The organism is Pseudomonas sp. R3-52-08 (genome assembly GCF_003851745.1).
Classification (GTDB): Bacteria; Pseudomonadota; Gammaproteobacteria; order Pseudomonadales; family Pseudomonadaceae; genus Aquipseudomonas.
Genome location: NZ_CP027730.1, coordinates 5,656,203 through 5,673,253 on the forward strand (window position 1 = coordinate 5,656,203; position 17,051 = coordinate 5,673,253).

General features: G+C 61.1%; 20 protein-coding genes, 1 other RNA gene and 1 pseudogene. 11 read left to right on the forward strand and 11 right to left on the reverse strand.

The genetic code is table 11. The annotated features are described in order from the left end of the window. The first annotated feature begins 60 nt into the window (after window positions 1-60). The 4 genes from C4J91_RS26180 to C4J91_RS26195 all read left to right on the forward strand — a co-directional run bounded on the left by C4J91_RS26180 (window position 61) and on the right by C4J91_RS26195 (window position 3,127). Window positions 61-981 (forward strand): SPFH domain-containing protein, encoded by a 921-nt coding sequence (locus tag C4J91_RS26180; RefSeq protein WP_124364884.1) that lies wholly within the window; start codon window positions 61-63, stop codon window positions 979-981. Between the two features lie 10 nt (window positions 982-991). Continuing rightward, window positions 992-1,438, forward strand: coding sequence for an NfeD family protein (locus C4J91_RS26185; RefSeq protein WP_124364885.1), 447 nt, complete (start codon window positions 992-994; stop codon window positions 1,436-1,438). Window positions 1,439-1,506: 68 nt separating this feature from the next. Next, window positions 1,507-1,821 carry a DUF2388 domain-containing protein gene (locus tag C4J91_RS26190; RefSeq protein WP_124364886.1) on the forward strand — a complete coding sequence of 105 codons (315 nt, stop codon included), beginning with the start codon at window positions 1,507-1,509 and terminating at the stop codon, window positions 1,819-1,821. Window positions 1,822-1,984: 163 nt separating this feature from the next. Further along, window positions 1,985-3,127 (forward strand): DegT/DnrJ/EryC1/StrS aminotransferase family protein, encoded by a 1,143-nt coding sequence (locus C4J91_RS26195; protein WP_124364887.1) that lies wholly within the window; start codon window positions 1,985-1,987, stop codon window positions 3,125-3,127. Between the two features lie 109 nt (window positions 3,128-3,236). On the opposite strand, the gene gcvH is transcribed toward C4J91_RS26195, so the two are convergent. From gcvH to C4J91_RS26245, 9 genes and pseudogenes are all read right to left on the reverse strand, one after another. Beyond that, a complete protein-coding gene (gcvH, locus tag C4J91_RS26200) occupies window positions 3,237-3,620 on the reverse strand; it encodes a glycine cleavage system protein GcvH (RefSeq protein WP_124364888.1) in 384 nt (127 codons plus the stop codon). 53 nt (window positions 3,621-3,673) lie between these two features. Next, window positions 3,674-4,756 (reverse strand): glycine cleavage system aminomethyltransferase GcvT, encoded by a 1,083-nt coding sequence (gene gcvT, locus C4J91_RS26205; protein ID WP_124364889.1) that lies wholly within the window; start codon window positions 4,754-4,756, stop codon window positions 3,674-3,676. Between the two features lie 156 nt (window positions 4,757-4,912). Beyond that, window positions 4,913-6,529, reverse strand: a complete 1,617-nt coding sequence (locus tag C4J91_RS26210) for an iron ABC transporter permease (protein WP_124364890.1) — start codon at window positions 6,527-6,529, stop codon at window positions 4,913-4,915. A 225-nt stretch (window positions 6,530-6,754) separates the two neighbouring features. After that, window positions 6,755-7,759, reverse strand: coding sequence for an extracellular solute-binding protein (locus C4J91_RS26220; protein ID WP_124364892.1), 1,005 nt, complete (start codon window positions 7,757-7,759; stop codon window positions 6,755-6,757). 175 nt (window positions 7,760-7,934) lie between these two features. Then, window positions 7,935-9,152, reverse strand: coding sequence for a 2-octaprenyl-3-methyl-6-methoxy-1,4-benzoquinol hydroxylase (locus C4J91_RS26225; protein ID WP_164484601.1), 1,218 nt, complete (start codon window positions 9,150-9,152; stop codon window positions 7,935-7,937). A gap of 8 nt (window positions 9,153-9,160) precedes the next feature. Next, a pseudogene (locus C4J91_RS26230) lies at window positions 9,161-9,253 on the reverse strand (tetrameric acyl-CoA thioesterase); the annotation flags it as partial. 28 nt (window positions 9,254-9,281) lie between these two features. Beyond that, a complete protein-coding gene (ubiH, locus tag C4J91_RS26235) occupies window positions 9,282-10,469 on the reverse strand; it encodes a 2-octaprenyl-6-methoxyphenyl hydroxylase (protein WP_124364894.1) in 1,188 nt (395 codons plus the stop codon). Next, entirely contained in the window at window positions 10,466-11,788 is a 1,323-nt protein-coding gene (gene pepP, locus C4J91_RS26240; RefSeq protein ID WP_124364895.1) for a Xaa-Pro aminopeptidase, read from the reverse strand. Before pepP ends, ubiH begins: the two co-directional genes overlap by 4 nt. 20 nt (window positions 11,789-11,808) lie before the next feature. After that, on the reverse strand, window positions 11,809-12,366 hold the full coding sequence (locus tag C4J91_RS26245) for a YecA family protein (protein WP_124364896.1): 558 nt from the start codon (window positions 12,364-12,366) through the stop codon (window positions 11,809-11,811). 137 nt (window positions 12,367-12,503) lie between these two features. Between C4J91_RS26245 and C4J91_RS26250 the strand changes: the two genes are divergently transcribed. From C4J91_RS26250 to C4J91_RS26265, 4 genes are all read left to right on the forward strand, one after another. Next, window positions 12,504-12,713, forward strand: coding sequence for a TIGR02449 family protein (locus C4J91_RS26250; RefSeq protein WP_003177365.1), 210 nt, complete (start codon window positions 12,504-12,506; stop codon window positions 12,711-12,713). Beyond that, window positions 12,710-13,027, forward strand: coding sequence for a cell division protein ZapA (locus tag C4J91_RS26255; RefSeq protein ID WP_005792389.1), 318 nt, complete (start codon window positions 12,710-12,712; stop codon window positions 13,025-13,027). Before C4J91_RS26250 ends, C4J91_RS26255 begins: the two co-directional genes overlap by 4 nt. A 30-nt stretch (window positions 13,028-13,057) precedes the next feature. Beyond that, window positions 13,058-13,236: non-coding RNA, 6S RNA (gene ssrS, locus C4J91_RS26260), on the forward strand. A gap of 58 nt (window positions 13,237-13,294) precedes the next feature. Beyond that, window positions 13,295-13,924 (forward strand): 5-formyltetrahydrofolate cyclo-ligase, encoded by a 630-nt coding sequence (locus tag C4J91_RS26265; protein WP_124365218.1) that lies wholly within the window; start codon window positions 13,295-13,297, stop codon window positions 13,922-13,924. Window positions 13,925-13,931: 7 nt separating this feature from the next. Here C4J91_RS26265 and C4J91_RS27650 read toward each other — a convergent pair whose 3' ends face one another. Next, the gene (locus C4J91_RS27650) at window positions 13,932-14,078 is read right to left on the reverse strand and encodes a hypothetical protein (protein ID WP_015886446.1); all 147 of its coding nucleotides are present in this window, start codon (window positions 14,076-14,078) and stop codon (window positions 13,932-13,934) included. 194 nt (window positions 14,079-14,272) lie between these two features. Here C4J91_RS27650 and C4J91_RS26270 point away from each other — a divergent pair, with 194 nt between their 5' ends. After that, a complete protein-coding gene (locus C4J91_RS26270) occupies window positions 14,273-14,722 on the forward strand; it encodes an EVE domain-containing protein (RefSeq protein ID WP_124364897.1) in 450 nt (149 codons plus the stop codon). Window positions 14,723-14,903: 181 nt separating this feature from the next. Further along, on the forward strand, window positions 14,904-15,344 hold the full coding sequence (locus C4J91_RS26275; RefSeq protein ID WP_124364898.1) for a hypothetical protein: 441 nt from the start codon (window positions 14,904-14,906) through the stop codon (window positions 15,342-15,344). 72 nt (window positions 15,345-15,416) lie between these two features. Here C4J91_RS26275 and C4J91_RS26280 read toward each other — a convergent pair whose 3' ends face one another. Then, on the reverse strand, window positions 15,417-15,824 hold the full coding sequence (locus tag C4J91_RS26280; protein ID WP_124364899.1) for a flagellar basal body-associated protein FliL: 408 nt from the start codon (window positions 15,822-15,824) through the stop codon (window positions 15,417-15,419). Window positions 15,825-15,974: 150 nt separating this feature from the next. Between C4J91_RS26280 and C4J91_RS26285 the strand changes: the two genes are divergently transcribed. After that, on the forward strand, window positions 15,975-16,952 hold the full coding sequence (locus C4J91_RS26285; protein WP_124364900.1) for an NADPH:quinone oxidoreductase family protein: 978 nt from the start codon (window positions 15,975-15,977) through the stop codon (window positions 16,950-16,952). The last annotated feature ends 99 nt before the right edge of the window (window positions 16,953-17,051 follow it).

The window sequence follows — 17,051 nt, forward strand, 5'->3', positions numbered from 1 at the left end:
ACGAGACCGTTACACTCGGCCGAACGTCGTGTCACTGACATCATCAGATAGGGAATCGTTATGCAGATCGGAACCGTACTGCTTCTTTTCGTGGGGTTGGCCATTGCCATCCTGTTCATGGGTTTCAAAGTGGTGCCCCAGGGCTACCAGTGGACAGTCGAACGTTTCGGCCGCTATACCAACACCCTCAAGCCTGGCCTCAACATTATCATCCCGGTCATGGACCGCATCGGCCGCAAGATCAACGTGATGGAAAGCGTACTGGATATTCCCCCCCAGGAAGTGATTACCGCCGACAACGCCACCGTACAGATCGACGCCGTGTGCTTCTTCCAAGTGGTGAACACGGCCCAGGCCGCGTATGAGGTGAACAACCTCGAGCATGCCATCCGCAATTTGCTGCAAACCAATATCCGTACGGTGCTTGGCTCCATGGAGCTGGATGCGATGCTGAGCCAGCGCGACGGTATCAATGAAAAACTGCTGCGCACCGTCGACGAAGCCACGGCACCGTGGGGCATCAAGATCACCCGTATCGAAATCAAGGACATCAGCCCGCCTGCCGACCTGATGGCGGCCATGTCCGGGCAGATGAAAGCCGAGCGGATCAAGCGTGCGCAGATCCTCGAAGCCGAAGGCCTGCGAGCCTCGGCGATCCTCACCGCCGAGGGCAAGAAGCAGGCGCAGATCCTCGAGGCCGAGGGTAGCCGCCAGGCCGCCTTCCTTGAGTCCGAAGCGCGCGAGCGTCAGGCCGAGGCTGAAGCCCGGGCGACCCAGGTGGTATCGGAAGCGATCGCATCCGGTAACGTGCAGGCGGTGAACTACTTCGTCGCGCAGAAATACATCGATGCCCTGGGCAAGCTGGCGTCGGCCAACAACAGCAAGGTAATCCTGATGCCGCTGGAGGCCAGCCAGGTGATCGGTGCCGTGGGTGGTATCGGCGAGATCGTCAAAGCGGCTTTCGACAACAAGAAAGGCTGAGGTCGCCATCATGTGGGAATTCCTGCTGCACCTTTCGTTCTGGGACTGGCTGGCGCTGGGCACCGTGTTGTTGATTCTCGAGGTGTTCGGCGCGGGAGGCTACCTGTTGTGGATGGGTATCGCCGCAGCCGCCGTGGGAGTGATCAAGTTTATCGTCCCGCCCCTGGGACTTGAGTGGCAACTGCTGCTGTTCGCCCTGTTGTCAATATTGACGGCCGTGTACTGGTGGAAACGCCAACGCAGCGGCGCCAAGGCCAGCGATCAACCCGGCTTGAATGAGCGCGGTTCAGAGTTGGTCGGACGCACCTTCGTGGTGCATCAGGCGATCGTGGATGGCAGGGGCAAGGTTAAAGTCGGCGATGGCGTATGGATGGTCACCGGTGCCGATGCGCCAGTAGGCGCTCAAGTGCGCGTGGTTGGCCAGGATGGGGTGGTTTTAAAGGTTGAAACTGTTTAGTCAGTGATGGAACTGGATCAGGTTAACTACAATCAAAATGTACAGATAACCCACCGGAGTCACCCATCATGCGTCTTAAATATGCTGTCGCAACCCTCGCTGTGCTCTCCCTCCCTGTCGGCTCAGCCATGGCCGATAGCTTCTGGCGTAATGTCATCTCGTCGGGCGCCACCACCGGCTCGACCTACCTGACCTTCAAGGACCACAAGCTGGTAGTCGCCGCCCAGGACGACGCCGGCAGCTTCGTCGCCAGCAACGGCGGCATTCGCGGCCCGTACCTGGAAGCGGCCATGCAGAAGGTCCGTGCTGATAACCCTGGCCTGCAAGCCACGGATATGGAACTGGCCAACGCCATCCTCGCGAAGAACGCTGTAACCGAGTAATACCTGCACATTAAAAAATGCCGCTTTTTCAAGCGGCATTTTTTTGCCTGGAGCGTGACGAATCATTCACGGGCGACAGGCTATATTCAGTCGAGCCGTGCAACCATGCAGGGCTGACACGTCCATTACTCATCGCCTACCTGAAACGGATGCCCTCTTCGTCATGAGCCAACAGCCCTTCCTGCCGTTTTCCAAACCTACCATCGATGAAGCCACCATCTCGGCGGTCGGCGATGTGCTGCGCTCGGGCTGGATCACCAGCGGGCCGAAGGTGCAGGCGTTTGAAGCGCAGCTGTCGGAATATTTCGGCGGCCGGCCGGTACGCACCTTCAACTCCGGCACCTGCACCATGGAAATTGCCCTGCGTATCGCCGGTATCGGGCCTGGGGATGAAGTCATCACCACACCGATTTCCTGGGTTGCCACGGCCAACGTTATTCTGGAGGTGGGCGCCACTGCGGTATTCGCCGATATTGACCCGGTGACCCGCAACATCGACCTGGCCCAGGTTGAAGCCGCGATAACCCCGCGCACCAAGGCGATCATCCCGGTCTATCTGGCCGGCTTGCCCCTGGACATGCCGATGCTTTATGCGCTGGCCAACAAGTACAACCTGCGCATCATCGAGGACGCCGCCCAGGCCCTGGGTTCCAGTTGGGACGGGGAACGCATCGGCGCCAGCGGCGACTTCGTGTCGTTCAGTTTCCAGGCAAACAAGAACATCACCTCATCCGAAGGCGGCTGCCTGGTGCTCAACAACGCCGATGAAGCGCGCTTGGCCGAGAAATACCGCCTGCAAGGCGTGACCCGCAGCGGTTTTGATGGCCTGGATGTGGACGTGCTGGGTGGCAAATTCAACATGACCGATATCGCCGCCGCCATTGGCCTGGGGCAGTTTGCGCATATCGAGAAGATCACCGCCCATCGCCAGAACCTGGCTCGGCACTACTTCGAATGCTTCGGCAGTGATTTTGAACAAGTCTACGGCGCGCAACTGCCGCCTGCAGACTTCGAAAACAGCAACTGGCACCTGTTCCAACTGGTATTGCCGGAGCGTCAGGACGGTTTGCCTGCCCGCGCCACCTTTATGGAGCGGATGCAGGCCCACGGCGTCGGCATCGGTTATCACTACCCGCCGATCCACCTGCTGAGCCTGTATCGGGCACAAGGGTTCAAGGAAGGCATGTTCCCGGTGGCGGAGCGTGTTGGGCGTTTGATCGTGTCCTTGCCGATGTTCACGGCGATGACGAAGGCGGATGTAGAGCGGGCCGTGGCGGCGGTCAAAGCGGTATTGAAAGCAGGCTGATCACTTAATGTGGGAGGGGGCTTGCCCCCGATGACGGAGTGTCAGCCAATGCATCTTTGACTGAACCACCGCTATCGGGAGCAAGCCCCCTCCCACATGGGCCTTGCGTTTACTCGCCGATGGCGGCTTTGTAGCCAGCGGCGTCGAGCAATTTGTCCAGGTCAGCCGAGTTGCTTGGCTTGAGCTTGAAGATCCAGGCGCCGTACGGGTCAGAGTTCAGCAGCTCAGGACTGCCACTCAACTCTTCGTTGACCGCAATCACCTCGCCAGCAACTGGCGAGTAGATATCCGAAGCAGCCTTCACCGACTCAACCACACCCGCCTGGCCTTGCGCTTCAAAAGTGGCACCGACCTCAGCCAGTTCAACAAACACCACATCACCCAAGGCTTCCTGTGCATGGTCGGAGATCCCGACGGTCACGCTGCCGTCGGCTTCCAGGCGGGCCCACTCGTGACTTTCGGCAAAACGCAGGTCGGCAGGGATATTGCTCATAGTCTGTGTCCTCAAGAAGAAATGTCAGCGGCCATAGGCCTGCCGGAAAATAGTTAAATCAGGGTTTTGCCATGGCGTACAAAGGTCGGCTTGACCACTCGCACCGGGTACCACTTGCCGCGGATTTCCACTTCGGCCCGGTCGGCAGTCGCCGTCGGTACGCGCGCCAGGGCAATGGATTTGCTCAGCGTAGGTGAGAAACTACCACTGGTGATCTCCCCTTCGCCAACATTGGCGATACGAACCACCTGGTGAGCGCGCAGAACCCCACGTTCTTCCAGGACCAGCCCGACCAATTTGAACTGCACACCGGCCGCTTTTTCCGCTTCCAGCGCGGCACGGCCGATGAAGTTGCGCCCTGCCGGTTCCCAAGCGATGCTCCAGGCCATGTTGGCGGCCAGGGGGGATACCTGCTGGTGGATATCCTGGCCATACAGGTTCATGCCGGCTTCCAGGCGCAGGGTGTCGCGGGCACCGAGGCCGATGGGGGAAATACCGGCGCCCACCAGATCGTTGAAAAAACCCGGCGCCTGGTCGGCAGGCAGGACAATTTCCAGGCCGTCTTCGCCGGTGTAACCGGTGCGGGCAATAAACCAGTCGCCGTCGGCCTGGCCTTCGAACGGCTTGAGCTGATGGATCAGGGTGCCACGGGACTGGGTCACCAGTTCGGCGATCTTGTGCCGCGCATGGGGACCTTGAATGGCGAGCATGGCCAGCTCGGAGCGCTCCCGGAGTTGCACTTGATAGCTGCCCAGTCGCGCCTGCATCCAGGCCATGTCCTGGTCACGGGTGGCGGCGTTGACCACCAGCCGGTAACCGGTTTCGGTACGGTAGACGATCATGTCGTCCACTACCCCGCCCTGCTCGTTGAGCATGGCGCTGTACAACGCGCGGCCGCAGCCGTGCAATCGATCGACGTCATTGGCCAGCAAGTGCTGGAGCCATTCCTTGGCCTGAAGGCCGCTGACATCGATCACGGTCATATGAGATACATCGAACACCCCGCAGTCGCGCCGCACCTGATGGTGCTCCTCAACCTGCGAGCCGTAATGCAAAGGCATATCCCAACCGCCAAAATCGACCATTTTCGCGCCGAGGGCGAGATGCAGGTCATACAGAGGCGTACGCTGTCCCATGGGTGTCTCCTTCCGGGCTTGGCGAAGGTGCGCAGAGTTGCCGTTAGTGCCGAGCGCCTTGGGTGACAAGGCCTGCAGACACCTGTGGCAACCCGCCTCGAAAGACGCGGCACACCGAATGCCGCGCATTGTAGCCGCAAGCTGTAGGACTGGCACCTAACCGATTTGTCGTGCGGAACGTCGGATCAGTCCGATGACCGGCAACAACCCAACCAGTACCAGGGTCAGCGCCGGCAGCGAGGCCCGCGCCCACTCCCCTTCACTGGTCATTTCAAAGATCCGCACCGCCAGGGTGTCCCAGCCAAACGGGCGCATCAGCAAGGTGGCGGGCATTTCCTTGAGCACATCGACGAACACCAGCAGCGCCGCGCTCAGGGTGCCGGGCAGCAACAGCGGCAGATACACCTTGCAAAACAGTTGTGGCCCGCTCACGCCCAGGCTTCGGGCGGCCTCGGGCAACGACGGACGGATACGCGCCAGGCTGTTTTCCAGCGGCCCGTAGGCCACCGCCAGGAACCGCACCAGATAGGCGAGCACCAGCGCCGAGAGGCTGCCCAGCAGCAACGGTTTGCCCGCACCGCTCAGCCAGCCCGACAGCGGCACCACCAGTTCGCGGTCCAGGTAGCTGAAGGCGAGCATGATCGACACCGCCAGCACCGAGCCGGGCAAGGCATAACCGACATTGGCCAGGCTGATGCCGGAGCGAATCGCCCGAGTCGGCGCAAGGCGGTTGGCGAACGCCAGTATCAGCGCCACTCCGACGGTGATCAGCGCCGCAATCGCGCCCAGGTACAGGGTGTGCAGGATCAGGCCGGTGTAGCGCTCATCCAGGTCGAACCGGCCGCGTTGCCAGAACCAGGCCACCAGTTGCAGTATCGGGATCACAAACGCGCAGGCAAACACCAAGCCACACCAGCCACTGGCCGCTGCCGCCTTGAACCCACGCAGGTGATACAACGCCTTGCCTCGCGGGCGCTCGTTGCTGGGCCGGCTCGCTCCCCGCGCGCGCCGCTCGCCATACAGCACCAGCATCACCACCAGCAGCAACAGGCTGGCCAGTTGGGCTGCGCTGGACAGGCTGAAAAAGCCGTACCAGGTTTTATAGATGGCGGTGGTGAACGTGTCGAAATTGAACACCGAGACCGCACCGAAATCCGCCAGGGTTTCCATCAAGGCCAGGGCGACCCCGGCACCAATCGCCGGGCGGGCCATGGGCAGCGCCACGCGCCAGAACGCTTGCCAAGGCGACTGGCCGAGCACCCGCGCCGCTTCCATCAATCCTTTGCCCTGGGCCAGGAATGCGGAGCGCGCCAGCAGGTAGACATAGGGGTAGAACACCAGCACCAATACGATGATCACGCCGCTGGTGGAACGCACACGCGGCAGGCGCAGCCCGGCGCCGAACACGTCGCGCAGCAAGGTTTGCACGGGGCCCGCAAAATCCAGCAGTCCCACGAAAACGAAGGCCAACACGTAGGCCGGAATTGCAAAGGGCAGCATCAGTGCCCAATCCAGCCAGCGCCGCCCGGGGAATTCGCAGAGGCTGGTCAGCCAGGCCAGGCTTACGCCCAGCAACGTCACGCCAAGGCCAACGCCGAGCACCAGGGTCAAGGTGTTACCCAGCAAACGGGGCATCTGGGTGTCCCAGAGGTGGGACCAGATCTGGTGGTCGACGCTTTGCCAGGACAGCAACAGCACGCTCAGCGGCAGCAGCACCAGGGCGGCGACGCTGAAGACCGGCAGGTACCAGCGGCGTTGGGCGGGATGGGCCAAGGCTTAACTCTCTGGGAGGGTGAACACAACACTGTGGAGGGGACGTGCCCTACAGCCAGTTAAGGCTTTTGTAGGAGCGAGCTTGCTCGCGAAGAACTCAGGGCCCCCGCGTTTATCCAGAATGAACGCGTTGCCTGAACGTTTTTCGCGAGCAAGCTCGCTCCTACAGTGGCATGGCGGCGAATCAGCCCCCTCCCACATTTTGATCTGCGGCGATTTACAAAATCAGTTCCAGCCGGCGCGATCCATCAAGCGGATAGCCTCGGCCTGGCGCTTGCCCGCCACTTCCACCGGCAAGGTGTCGGCCACGAATTTGCCCCAGCTCGCCACTTCTGCCGACGGTGGTACCGCTGGGTTGGCGGGGAACTCCTGGTTCACATCGGCGAAAATCTGTTGCGCCTCGGGCGTGGTCATCCACTCCACCAAAGCCTTGGCCGCCGCCGGGTGTGGCGCGTGCTTGGTCAGGCCGATGCCCGACAGGTTCACATGCACGCCACGGTCGCCCTGGTTCGGCCAGAACAGCTTCACCGCCAGGTCCGGCTTCTGCTTGTGCAGGCGACCGTAGTAGTAGGTGTTGACGATACCGACATCGCATTGCCCGGCATTGATCGCCTCCAGCACTGCGATATCGTCGGAGAACACGTCGGTGGACAGGTTATTCACCCAGCCTTTGACGATTTCTTCAGTCTTGCTCGCGCCATGGGTTTCGATCAGCGTGGCGGTCAGTGACTGGTTGTAGACCTTTTTCGCCGTGCGCAGGCACAGCCGGCCTTCCCACTGCTTGTCGGCCAGAGCTTCGTAGGTGGTCAGGTCGCCCGGTTTTACCCGGTCGGTGGAATAGGCGATGGTCCGCGCGCGCAGGCTCAAGCCGGTCCAGGCGTGGGCCGAAGAACGGTATTGCAGCGGAATGTTCTTGTCGATCACCTCGGAGGTGAACGGCTGCAGGATGCCCATCTGCTCGGCCTGCCAAAGGTTGCCGGCGTCGACAGTGAGCAGCAGGTCGGCGGTGGCGTTTTCGCCTTCGGCCTTGATGCGCTGCATCAGCGGCGCTTCTTTATCGGTGATGAATTTGACCTGTACACCGGTCTTGCGGGTGTAGGCGTCGAACACCGGCTTGATCAGTTCGTCGATGCGCGAGGAGTACACCACCACTTCGTCGGCGGCCTGCACGACGGTGCTGCCGATCAGGGTGAGTGCCAGGGCAGTCAGGAGGCGCTTGGGTGCCAACATGGGTGCGGTCGCTCATTTGCAAAAAGAGCGCAAATGATAAGGACTCACATTTGGTACCGCTTGCTGGAGGCGTTACCAGATGTTGCACGGCCGGAGGTATGCGTGAGGGCTGGCGGCCTCATCGGGGCAAGTCGAATCGTCGCACCGCCCCTCCCACACGGGGCAGCATTTCAATTTACGGTTTGGCCAGGTCCGGGAGGTCGCCGCTCAAGCCCAAGGCCTGGCGTACAAACAATGCCTTGGCTTCGGGCAATTGGTCGACGATTTTCAAGCCGGCATTGCGCAGCCAGCGCAACGGCAGTTGATCGGCCTGGAACAAACGCTCGAAACCTTCCATGGCCGCCATCAGCGCCAGGTTATGCGGCATGCGCCGCCGCTCGTAGCGGCTCAGCACCTTCACATCCGCTAGGCGCTCGCCACGCTCGTTGGCCGCCAGCAGCACTTCAGCCAGCACCGCAGCATCGAGAAACCCCAGGTTCACGCCCTGCCCCGCCAGCGGGTGGATCACGTGGGCCGCATCGCCAATCAGTGCAAGGCCTTCGGCCACATAGCGCTTGGCATGGCGCTGACGCAACGGCACGCAGACGCGCGGGTCGGCGCTGATCACGTTGCCGAGGCGCCCTTCAAAGGCACGCTCCAATTCATCACAAAAGCGTTCATCGTCCAGCGCCATCAGGCGCTCGGACTCCGCCGGCGTGGTCGACCACACAATCGAGCACCAATCCTCTTGCCCATCGCGCAACAACGGCAAAAACGCCAGCGGGCCGGTGTCGGTGAAGCGTTGCCACGCCGTGCGTCGGTGCGGCTGGCTGCTGCGTACGCTGGTCACGATGGCGTTATGCAGATAATCCCATTCACGGGTGGGCGTGCCGGTCAGGCGGCGCACCGCCGAGTTGGCGCCGTCGGCGGCGACCACCAGCGGCGCGCGCAGCTTGCGCCCATCGGCCAGGGTCAGCAGCCAGTCATCGCCGGAGCGGCGCATCTGCTCCAGGCGCGCATTGGCCAGCAGCCCCAGGTCGCAATCATGCAGGCGGTCCAGCAAGGCATCCTGGACCACGCGGTTCTCGACGATATGCCCCAACACCTCGGCATGTACGCTGGCCGCCGAGAAGTGGATCTGCCCAGTGCCGCTGCCGTCCCACACGTGCATCTGGCCATACGGGCTGGCGCGGCGCTGGACGATGCCGTCCCACACGCCAAGGCGCTCCAGAATGCGCTGGCTGGCGGCGGACAGCGCACTCACCCGCGGTTCAAACGGCGCTGCCGGTTCGAACGGCTTGACGCTCAACGGACTGCCGTCAAGCAGCAACACCTGCAGGCCACTGCCCTGCAACGCCAGCGCCAGGGCGCTTCCGACCATTCCGGCCCCGACAATCAGCACATCTGCGTGCATGTCCATAGTCAAGCCTGTCTCGCTGGCGGCTTGCGCCGCACGTAAAGGGTTTTGTCGACCCGCGCCACCAAGGTGCCGCAGCCGTCATGAATCTGAACCTTGTCGCGGCCCGGGTTCTCCATCAGCCACTTACGCATCGGAGCGCGTGCCCAGGCCCATGGCCTGGCGGGCGAACCAGCGTTTGGCCGGCGGTAACAGGTCCAGGCCAAGCAGGCCCATGTTGCGCCCCAGCGCCACCAACGGCTGCCCGCTGCCGAACAGGCGCGTGACCTGGTCGGAGAAACCCACGGTCAGTTGCTGGTCCAGGCGCTGGCGCTCGCGATAGCGTTGCAGCGTCGCCAGGTCACCCGGCACTGACGGCCCGGCCAGCAAGGCTTCGGCCAGGGCGTTGGCATCACGCAGGGACAGGTTGAAACCCTGCCCGGCGATCGGGTGCAGGCTATGCGCGGCATTGCCGAGCACCACCAGGTGCGAGCGCACTTGTTCTTCCGCTTCCACCAGGCTCAGCGGATAAAGATGCCGCGCGCCCACTTGTTTCAGGGTGCCCAGGCGATAGCCGAACACGCCCTGCAATTCGCTCAGGAAGCTGCGCTCATCCAGGTTGGCCAGGCGCTGAGCGTCCATGCCGATGCGGGTCCACACCAGCGCACAGCGGTTGTCGGGCAGCGGCAGCAAGGCCATCGGCCCCTCATCGGTGAAACGCTCGAACGCTTCGCCATTGTGGGCTTCGCTCGGGGTGATATTGGCGATCAGCGCGCTCTGGTTATACGGGCGCGTCTTCACGCCGATGCCCAGTTGTTCGCGCAGGCCCGAGCGGCCGCCGTCGGCCAGTACTGCGAGGTCGCATTCGAGCACGGTTTCATCGTTGAGGGTCAGGCGGTAGCCGTCGGGCAGCGGCTCCATGCGCGTCACTTCCGCCGGGCAGCGCCAGCTCACCACGTCCTTGTCCAGGCCTTGCCACAGGCATTGGCCCAGCCAGGCGTTTTCCACCACGTAACCGAGGGCCGGCACCCCCTCTTCCAGGGCTGACAGACGCGCGGTGGAGAAGCGTCCACGGTCGGACACATGAATCTGCTTGATCGGCTCGGCGCGACGGGAAATGTCCTGCCACACGCCCAGGCGCTGATAGATCTGCCGGGCACCAAAGGACAACGCCGAAGAACGCGCATCGTAGCTTGGCTGATAGCTGTCACCCGGCGCGAAGGGTTCGATCAGAGCGATTTTCCAGCCGCGAGCCTTGGCCCCGGCCTGCAACGCCAGGGCAAGGCTCGCGCCCACCAGGCCGCCGCCGATGATCGCCAGGTTGACCCGGCTCATCGGGCAGCCGCCATCAGTGCTTCGATCTCGGCCACCGTCTTGGGCACCGCGCCGGTCAGGATTTCACAGCCTTGCTTGGTCACTATCACGTCGTCCTCGATGCGTACGCCAATGCCACGCCACTTCTTCGCTACGTTCTGGTTGTCCGGTGAAATATAGATCCCCGGCTCCACGGTCAAGGCCATGCCGACTTCCAGCACGCGCCATTCACCGCCCACTTTGTACTCGCCCACGTCATGCACATCCATGCCCAGCCAGTGGCCGGCGCGGTGCATGTAAAAGGCGCGGTAGGCCTCATTGGCGATCAACTCGTCAACGTCGCCTTGCAGCAACCCCAGCTTGACCAATCCGGCAGTGATGACCTGCACGGTCGCCTCATGCGCCTGGTTCCAATGCTTGTTCGGCGCAATCTGCTTGAAGGCGGCTTCCTGGGAAGCCAGCACAATTTCGTAGATCGCCTTCTGTTCGGGCGAAAACTTGCCATTGACCGGCCAGGTGCGGGTGATGTCACTGGCGTAGCAGTCGATCTCGCAACCGGCGTCAATCAGCACCAGGTCGCCGTCCCTGAGCAACGCGTCATTCTGCTGGTAATGCAGGATGCAGCTGTTACGCCCGGACGCGACGATGGAGCCATAGGCCGGCATTTTCGCGCCGCCCTTGCGGAATTCGTAATCCAGCTCGGCTTCCAGGCTGAACTCGTGCAGGCCGGCACGGCTGGCCTGCATCGCCCGCACATGGGCCGCGCAGGAAATCCGCGCCGCCTCGCGCATCACCTTCACTTCCGCCGCCGATTTATACAGGCGCATGTCGTGCAACAGATGATCCAGGGCAACGAATTCGTTCGGCGGCTGGGCACCCAGGTGCGCTTTGGAGCGGATCACGTTGATCCACTCCATCACGTGCCGGTCGAATTCGGCATTGCTGCCCATGGCTGAATACACCCGGTCACGGCCTTCGATCAGGCCGGGCAGGATGTCGTCGATGTCGGTGATGGGAAACGCGTCGTCAGCCCCGTAATCACGGATCGCGCCTTCGGTGCCGGCGCGCAGGCCATCCCACAATTCGCGTTCGGCGTTGCGTTCGCGGCAGAACAGCACGTACTCGCCATGCTGGCGACCGGGCATCAGCACGATCACCGCTTGCGGTTCGGGAAAACCGCTCAGGTACTGGAAGTCGCTGTCCTGGCGGTAGACATGCTCCACATCACGATTGCGGATCGCCACGGCGGCGGCCGGCAGGATCGCGATGCTGTTGGGTTCCATCTGCGCCATGAGCGCCTTGCGGCGACGGGTGTATTCCGCTTTGGGGATATGGATCATGGGCAGATGGGCTTCCTCGTTTAGTGCAGCGACGGCTTGGGCGAAGCAGGCTCAGCGGACTTTTTGGTCTCGGTGAACAGCAGCAACGGCGCAACGCGCAGGTATTCCATGACTTCCATGTAGTCGCCTTCGCCGTCTTCGGACTCTTCCAGGGCGTCTTGCACTTGGGAGATGGCGTCCAGGTCCTGCAGCACCTCCTTGGCGTCGGTGCTCAGCTCCAGGCCACCGGCGTTCACGCCGAAACCGTGGAGGAAACCCTGGCACCACTGGCCCAGCGCGGCGGCGCGTTCGGCCAGCGGCGCATCGTCGGTGGGCAGCAGCAGGACCACGGTGACGTCATCACCGGTCAGCTCGCCCTTGACCATCTCTTGCAGGCCGATCAGCGCATTGCGCACGTTTTCTTCGGGTTCTTTCTCCAGCAGCTCGGCCACATCGGCCAGCCAGTTGTCGGCATCGAAGCCGACACCGGTGCAGCTGCGGCCCAACAGCACGCCGTGCAGTTCGGCAGGCGAGCAAGGATGGCCGCTGGTGCTCAGCAGTTTGGAAAAAGCGTCGTACGGGGAGTTCTGAATGGGCATGGTGAGCTAGGCGCCAGACGGCGCAATGTCTAGAATGGAGCGCTGTATCCTAGCACCGGCAGACGTACCAAGACTATCGAGGGCGTCAGATCGTTTATCCTGCAGTTGCCATTCATCAGACAATCCAGTGGAACCCAATGGAAGACACCGACCTGCAAGCGCTGATGGCCAGACTCGAACTGCTAATTGATCGGGTCGAGCAACTTAAGAGTCAAAACGGACTCCTACTAGCTCAGGAAAAAACCTGGCGCGAGGAACGCGCTCACCTCATTGAAAAAAACGAAATCGCCCGGCGTAAGGTCGAATCGATGATTTCGCGCCTGAAGGCCCTGGAGCAAGACTCATGAGTTCAAGCAATAGCGTTACCGTGCAGATCCTCGACAAAGAATATTCGATCATCTGCCCCCAGGAAGAGCGCAGCAACCTGGTGAGCGCTGCCCGCTACCTGGACGGCAAGATGCGCGAAATCCGCAGCAGCGGCAAAGTGATCGGCGCCGACCGCATCGCCGTGATGGCCGCGCTGAACATTACCCACGACCTGCTGCATAAGCAGGAGCGCCCTGACGTGCAGGCCAGCGGCTCGACCCGCGAGCAAGTGCGTGACCTGCTCGAACGCGTTGATCTGGTGCTTTCCACCGATTCAGACGCACCCAAGGGCTGATTGCCGAGTCTGTTTAAGGTATACTCGCCCCACTCCCTGGCGTGCTTGCCAGTCGGCGATGTCCCGGAGCCGATTCGCACTACCCTGGAAGTTGCACGTTGGGCTGGTGTGCATGTCCGCTAGACGGAAAGCCTTAAAGCCTACTGCTTCTTCCACCTTGAACTTTCGGGTTCAAGGGCTTAGTCGACAGCGGTTCTGTCGGGGAGCCTGAATTCCCAAACTCAATGCCAGTCCCAGGACTGGCATTGTTTTATGAGCCGAAAAGCCATGACCGAACCTGCGCCGCTTTCCCGTCCGCAACTTCGACGCATGTTGCGCAACGCCCGCCGCGCCCTCACGCCCCGCGAGCAGCGCCAGGCCGCCTGCGGCCTGTATCGGCAACTGGCACAGCACCCGCTGTTTCGCCGGGCCAAACATATTTCCTTATATTTACCGACGGACGGCGAAATCGATCCGCGCCTGCTGCTGCGCGCTGCCCAGCGCCAGGGCAAGGCCACCTATCTGCCCGTATTGAGTGCGTGGCCACGGACCAAGATGGTGTTCCAACGCGTGCGGCCTGGGGATAAGTTGTTGCCCAACCGCTTTCGCATTCTGGAGCCGCAGGCCAATGCCCGGCGTCAGCGCAAGGTATGGGCGCTGGACCTGGTGCTGCTGCCATTGGTGGGGTTCGATAATGAGGGCGGGCGATTGGGCATGGGGGGCGGATTCTATGACCGCAGCCTGGCCTACCTTGCCAGGCGAAAAAACTGGCGCAAGCCAACACTGCTGGGGCTGGCCCATGAATGTCAGCAAGTCGATCGCCTGGCGCAGGCGAGCTGGGACGTGCCGCTGGCGGGCACTGTCACCGATAAGCAATGGTTTGTCGCAGAAACGTCGCAGGAACCGCGACGCGTTTAAAACCGTGTTAACGCTTGAATTGCTGTTGCACAGGCGAGAGTTCAACTGGCGCATCGGTCTTGTTCGACCACAGGCTCTGGGCATACCCGGTGGTCACGACGCCCAGACCAAACAAAATTACCAAAATCCATAGTAAATCCGGTTTACGTTGCATCGATTGCCCCCCTTCAGGCACCTCGTACACGATGACAACAACGTTCCAAAGTAGTCCGTTGCGGCTGTACCAAGCTTAAAAGCCGGCATTCTGCGGTAACGTGAACCAACACGCAAACCTTGACGCCAACCGACTGTCGGTTTGTCATGGCATTGCCCGACAACTTGCCCAATGCCTTTCTCAGGAGCCCCGAAATGGCCTACTGGCTGATGAAATCCGAGCCCGACGAGCTCTCCATCAACGACCTGGAAAAGCTCGGCGAAACGCGCTGGGACGGGGTTCGCAACTACCAGGCGCGCAATTTCCTGCGCGCCATGGCAGTGGGCGATGAGTTTTTCTTCTATCACTCCAGTTGCCCGGAGCCCGGCATTGCCGGTATCGGCAGAATTATCCAGGCCGCCTACCCCGACCCCACCGCGCTGGAACCGGACAGCCATTATTTCGACGCCAAGGCCAGTCCAGAGAAAAACCCGTGGAGCGCGATCACCGTGGCCCATGTCAAAACCTTCCCCAAGGTACTTGGCCTGAGTCACTTGAAACAGCAAACCACGCTCGTCGAGTTGCCACTGGTGCAGAAGGGCAGCCGGCTTTCGGTGATGTCGGTCACGCCGGAGCAGTGGGCAGCTATTCTTCAACTGCTTTAGCTGTCCGATGCCATTGGGCATTCATCTGACATGATAAAAGTACCCGTTATAAAAAGCGAAACAGGTATCAAAATCCAGTATAAACAACTGTCATTTATGACAGTAGTCAACATTATCTCCTCAGTGAATGATAGTCACTGAACACGGACTTATCTCACTCGATACTCCAAGGAGAGCAAAAATGGCTGACTTATCAGACTCAGATAAAAATGGCTCGAGCGACGCTGCCGCCATAGAGGAAATAGAGATTAAGATCCACCCGGATAACCTCACAGGAATAACGATGGTGACGGGGGCGTACCCATTACATGGATATAAAGGCTTTATCGAGGTTGAACACACGTGGAGAAATAATACTTACATGATCCATGCGCTCAGGTATCAGTTCGAGCGAGGTGCGGTAACGGGGAAAAACCCGCGCTTCGAAATCAGCGCCATGGCCGTAAACGGCCCTACATTGACAGTCGTCCCTCCACAGGATGGCCAATGGCACTTCTGGGGTTCGTCAACAAGCTACCAAACAGCGAACACAGCAATGGACTTCAAGTTTTACTTTGTCTTCGACGCGCCTGAGGGGGTATGGAGAACAGATACAAAAATATTAAGACTGATTGCCAATTAGCTCCTGACTACACTACAGCCAGCAACTAAGTTGCTGGCCTCCCAAAACCCTTGAAAGTCCGCTTTTTCGGACTTATTGAATGATCAAGTTGTTGAACAGCAAGTCTTCCACCATCGGCTTGCCGGTTTCATCGTTCATCACTTGCTGGGTTTGTTTCAACGCTTCCTGACGCAGCTTTTCCTTACCTTCGACGCTGCTCATGGCTTCGTTGGTCTGCTGGGTAAACAGCGCCACGAGTTGGTTGCGAATCAACGCATCGCTGGCTTTGACCGCTGCGGCGGCTTCGGTACCGGTGACGCGCAGGGCGATGTCGGCCTTGTACACCTTGAGCTTGGCCGTGCCATCCAACCCGTAGTTGCCCACGAACGGCGGGGTAAGGCTGATATAGCTGACTTTCGGCGCCTCGCCCTCTTTGGCTTCTTCGGCCCGGGCCGCCATAGGCAAGGTCAGGGCCAGCATCAACAGGATCCACGCTTTCACAGTTCATTCCTCGAATTCGGTTGCCGGGTAGCATAACGCTAGCAAGGCTGAGCACAAGCTTATGGGGGCTTATCAGGCGCGGGCATGCTCGTTGACCCACGGGCGTACCCTCCTACACTTATCGGCCACGACGCCAAAAGGAATAGTCCGATGAAAGCTGTGCTGTGCAAAGCCTTCGGCCCCGCCGAAAACCTGGTGCTGGAAGAGATCGCCAGCCCGGCGATCAAGCAGAACGAAATCCTGCTGGACGTGCACGCGGCCGGGGTGAATTTCCCGGACACCCTGATCATCGAAGGCAAGTACCAGTTCAAGCCGCCCTTTCCGTTTTCGCCGGGTGGCGAAGCGGCGGGCGTGGTGAGTGAGATCGGGGAGAAGGTCAGTCACTTGAAAGTCGGTGATCGTGTGATGGCCCTGACCGGCTGGGGCAGCTTTGCCGAGCAGGTCGCGGTGCCGGGCTATAACGTGCTGCCGATCCCGCCGAGCATGGACTTCAACACCGCCGCCGCTTTCAGCATGACCTACGGCACCTCGATGCACGCGCTGAAACAGCGGGCCAACCTGCAACCCGGCGAAACCCTGTTGGTGCTCGGCGCTTCCGGTGGCGTGGGCTTGGCCGCCGTGGAAATCGGCAAGGCGATGGGCGCCCGGGTGATCGCCGCCGCCAGCAGCGCCGACAAGCTCGCGGTGGCCAAGGCGGCCGGCGCCGATGAGCTGATCAACTACAGCGAAGCCAGCCTGAAGGACGAGGTCAAGCGCCTGACCGGTGGCAACGGCGCCGATGTGATCTACGATCCCGTGGGTGGCGACCTGTTTGACCAGGCCATCCGCTCGATCGCCTGGAACGGCCGCTTGTTGGTGGTGGGCTTTGCCAGCGGGCGTATCCCGGAACTGCCGGTGAACCTGGCACTGCTCAAGGGCGCGGCGGTGGTGGGGGTGTTCTGGGGTTCGTTTGCCCAGCGTCAGCCCCAGGACAATGCGGCGAATTTTCAGCAGTTGTTCACCTGGTATGGCGAGGGCAAGTTGAAGCCGTTGGTGTCGCAGGTGTATCCGCTGGAACAGGCTGCGCAGGCTATTAACGACCTGGGGCAGCGCAAGGCGGTGGGCAAGGTGGTCGTTCAGACCCGCTGACCATGTGAAATGCAGTCAAATGTGGGAGGGGGCTTGCCCCCTCCCACATTTGGATCTCCAGGGTCCCGCAGACTCCAATCCCGACCACAACTTATCTAT

Excerpts from the sequence above, each read along its gene's own strand:
- C4J91_RS27650 (WP_015886446.1), bottom strand. The coding sequence starts at position 14,078 with ATGCAACGTAAACCGGATTTACTATGGATTTTGGTAATTTTGTTTGGT.
- gcvT (WP_124364889.1), bottom strand. The coding sequence starts at position 4,756 with ATGGGACAGCGTACGCCTCTGTATGACCTGCATCTCGCCCTCGGCGCG.
- C4J91_RS26180 (WP_124364884.1), top strand. The coding sequence starts at position 61 with ATGCAGATCGGAACCGTACTGCTTCTTTTCGTGGGGTTGGCCATTGCC.
- C4J91_RS26195 (WP_124364887.1), top strand. The coding sequence starts at position 1,985 with ATGAGCCAACAGCCCTTCCTGCCGTTTTCCAAACCTACCATCGATGAA.
- gcvH (WP_124364888.1), bottom strand. The coding sequence starts at position 3,620 with ATGAGCAATATCCCTGCCGACCTGCGTTTTGCCGAAAGTCACGAGTGG.
- C4J91_RS26250 (WP_003177365.1), top strand. The coding sequence starts at position 12,504 with ATGGAAGACACCGACCTGCAAGCGCTGATGGCCAGACTCGAACTGCTA.
- C4J91_RS26275 (WP_124364898.1), top strand. The coding sequence starts at position 14,904 with ATGGCTGACTTATCAGACTCAGATAAAAATGGCTCGAGCGACGCTGCC.
- pepP (WP_124364895.1), bottom strand. The coding sequence starts at position 11,788 with ATGATCCATATCCCCAAAGCGGAATACACCCGTCGCCGCAAGGCGCTC.
- C4J91_RS26270 (WP_124364897.1), top strand. The coding sequence starts at position 14,273 with ATGGCCTACTGGCTGATGAAATCCGAGCCCGACGAGCTCTCCATCAAC.
- C4J91_RS26265 (WP_124365218.1), top strand. The coding sequence starts at position 13,295 with ATGACCGAACCTGCGCCGCTTTCCCGTCCGCAACTTCGACGCATGTTG.
- C4J91_RS26185 (WP_124364885.1), top strand. The coding sequence starts at position 992 with ATGTGGGAATTCCTGCTGCACCTTTCGTTCTGGGACTGGCTGGCGCTG.
- C4J91_RS26220 (WP_124364892.1), bottom strand. The coding sequence starts at position 7,759 with ATGTTGGCACCCAAGCGCCTCCTGACTGCCCTGGCACTCACCCTGATC.
- ubiH (WP_124364894.1), bottom strand. The coding sequence starts at position 10,469 with ATGAGCCGGGTCAACCTGGCGATCATCGGCGGCGGCCTGGTGGGCGCG.
- C4J91_RS26190 (WP_124364886.1), top strand. The coding sequence starts at position 1,507 with ATGCGTCTTAAATATGCTGTCGCAACCCTCGCTGTGCTCTCCCTCCCT.
- C4J91_RS26245 (WP_124364896.1), bottom strand. The coding sequence starts at position 12,366 with ATGCCCATTCAGAACTCCCCGTACGACGCTTTTTCCAAACTGCTGAGC.
- C4J91_RS26255 (WP_005792389.1), top strand. The coding sequence starts at position 12,710 with ATGAGTTCAAGCAATAGCGTTACCGTGCAGATCCTCGACAAAGAATAT.
- C4J91_RS26285 (WP_124364900.1), top strand. The coding sequence starts at position 15,975 with ATGAAAGCTGTGCTGTGCAAAGCCTTCGGCCCCGCCGAAAACCTGGTG.
- C4J91_RS26225 (WP_164484601.1), bottom strand. The coding sequence starts at position 9,152 with ATGCACGCAGATGTGCTGATTGTCGGGGCCGGAATGGTCGGAAGCGCC.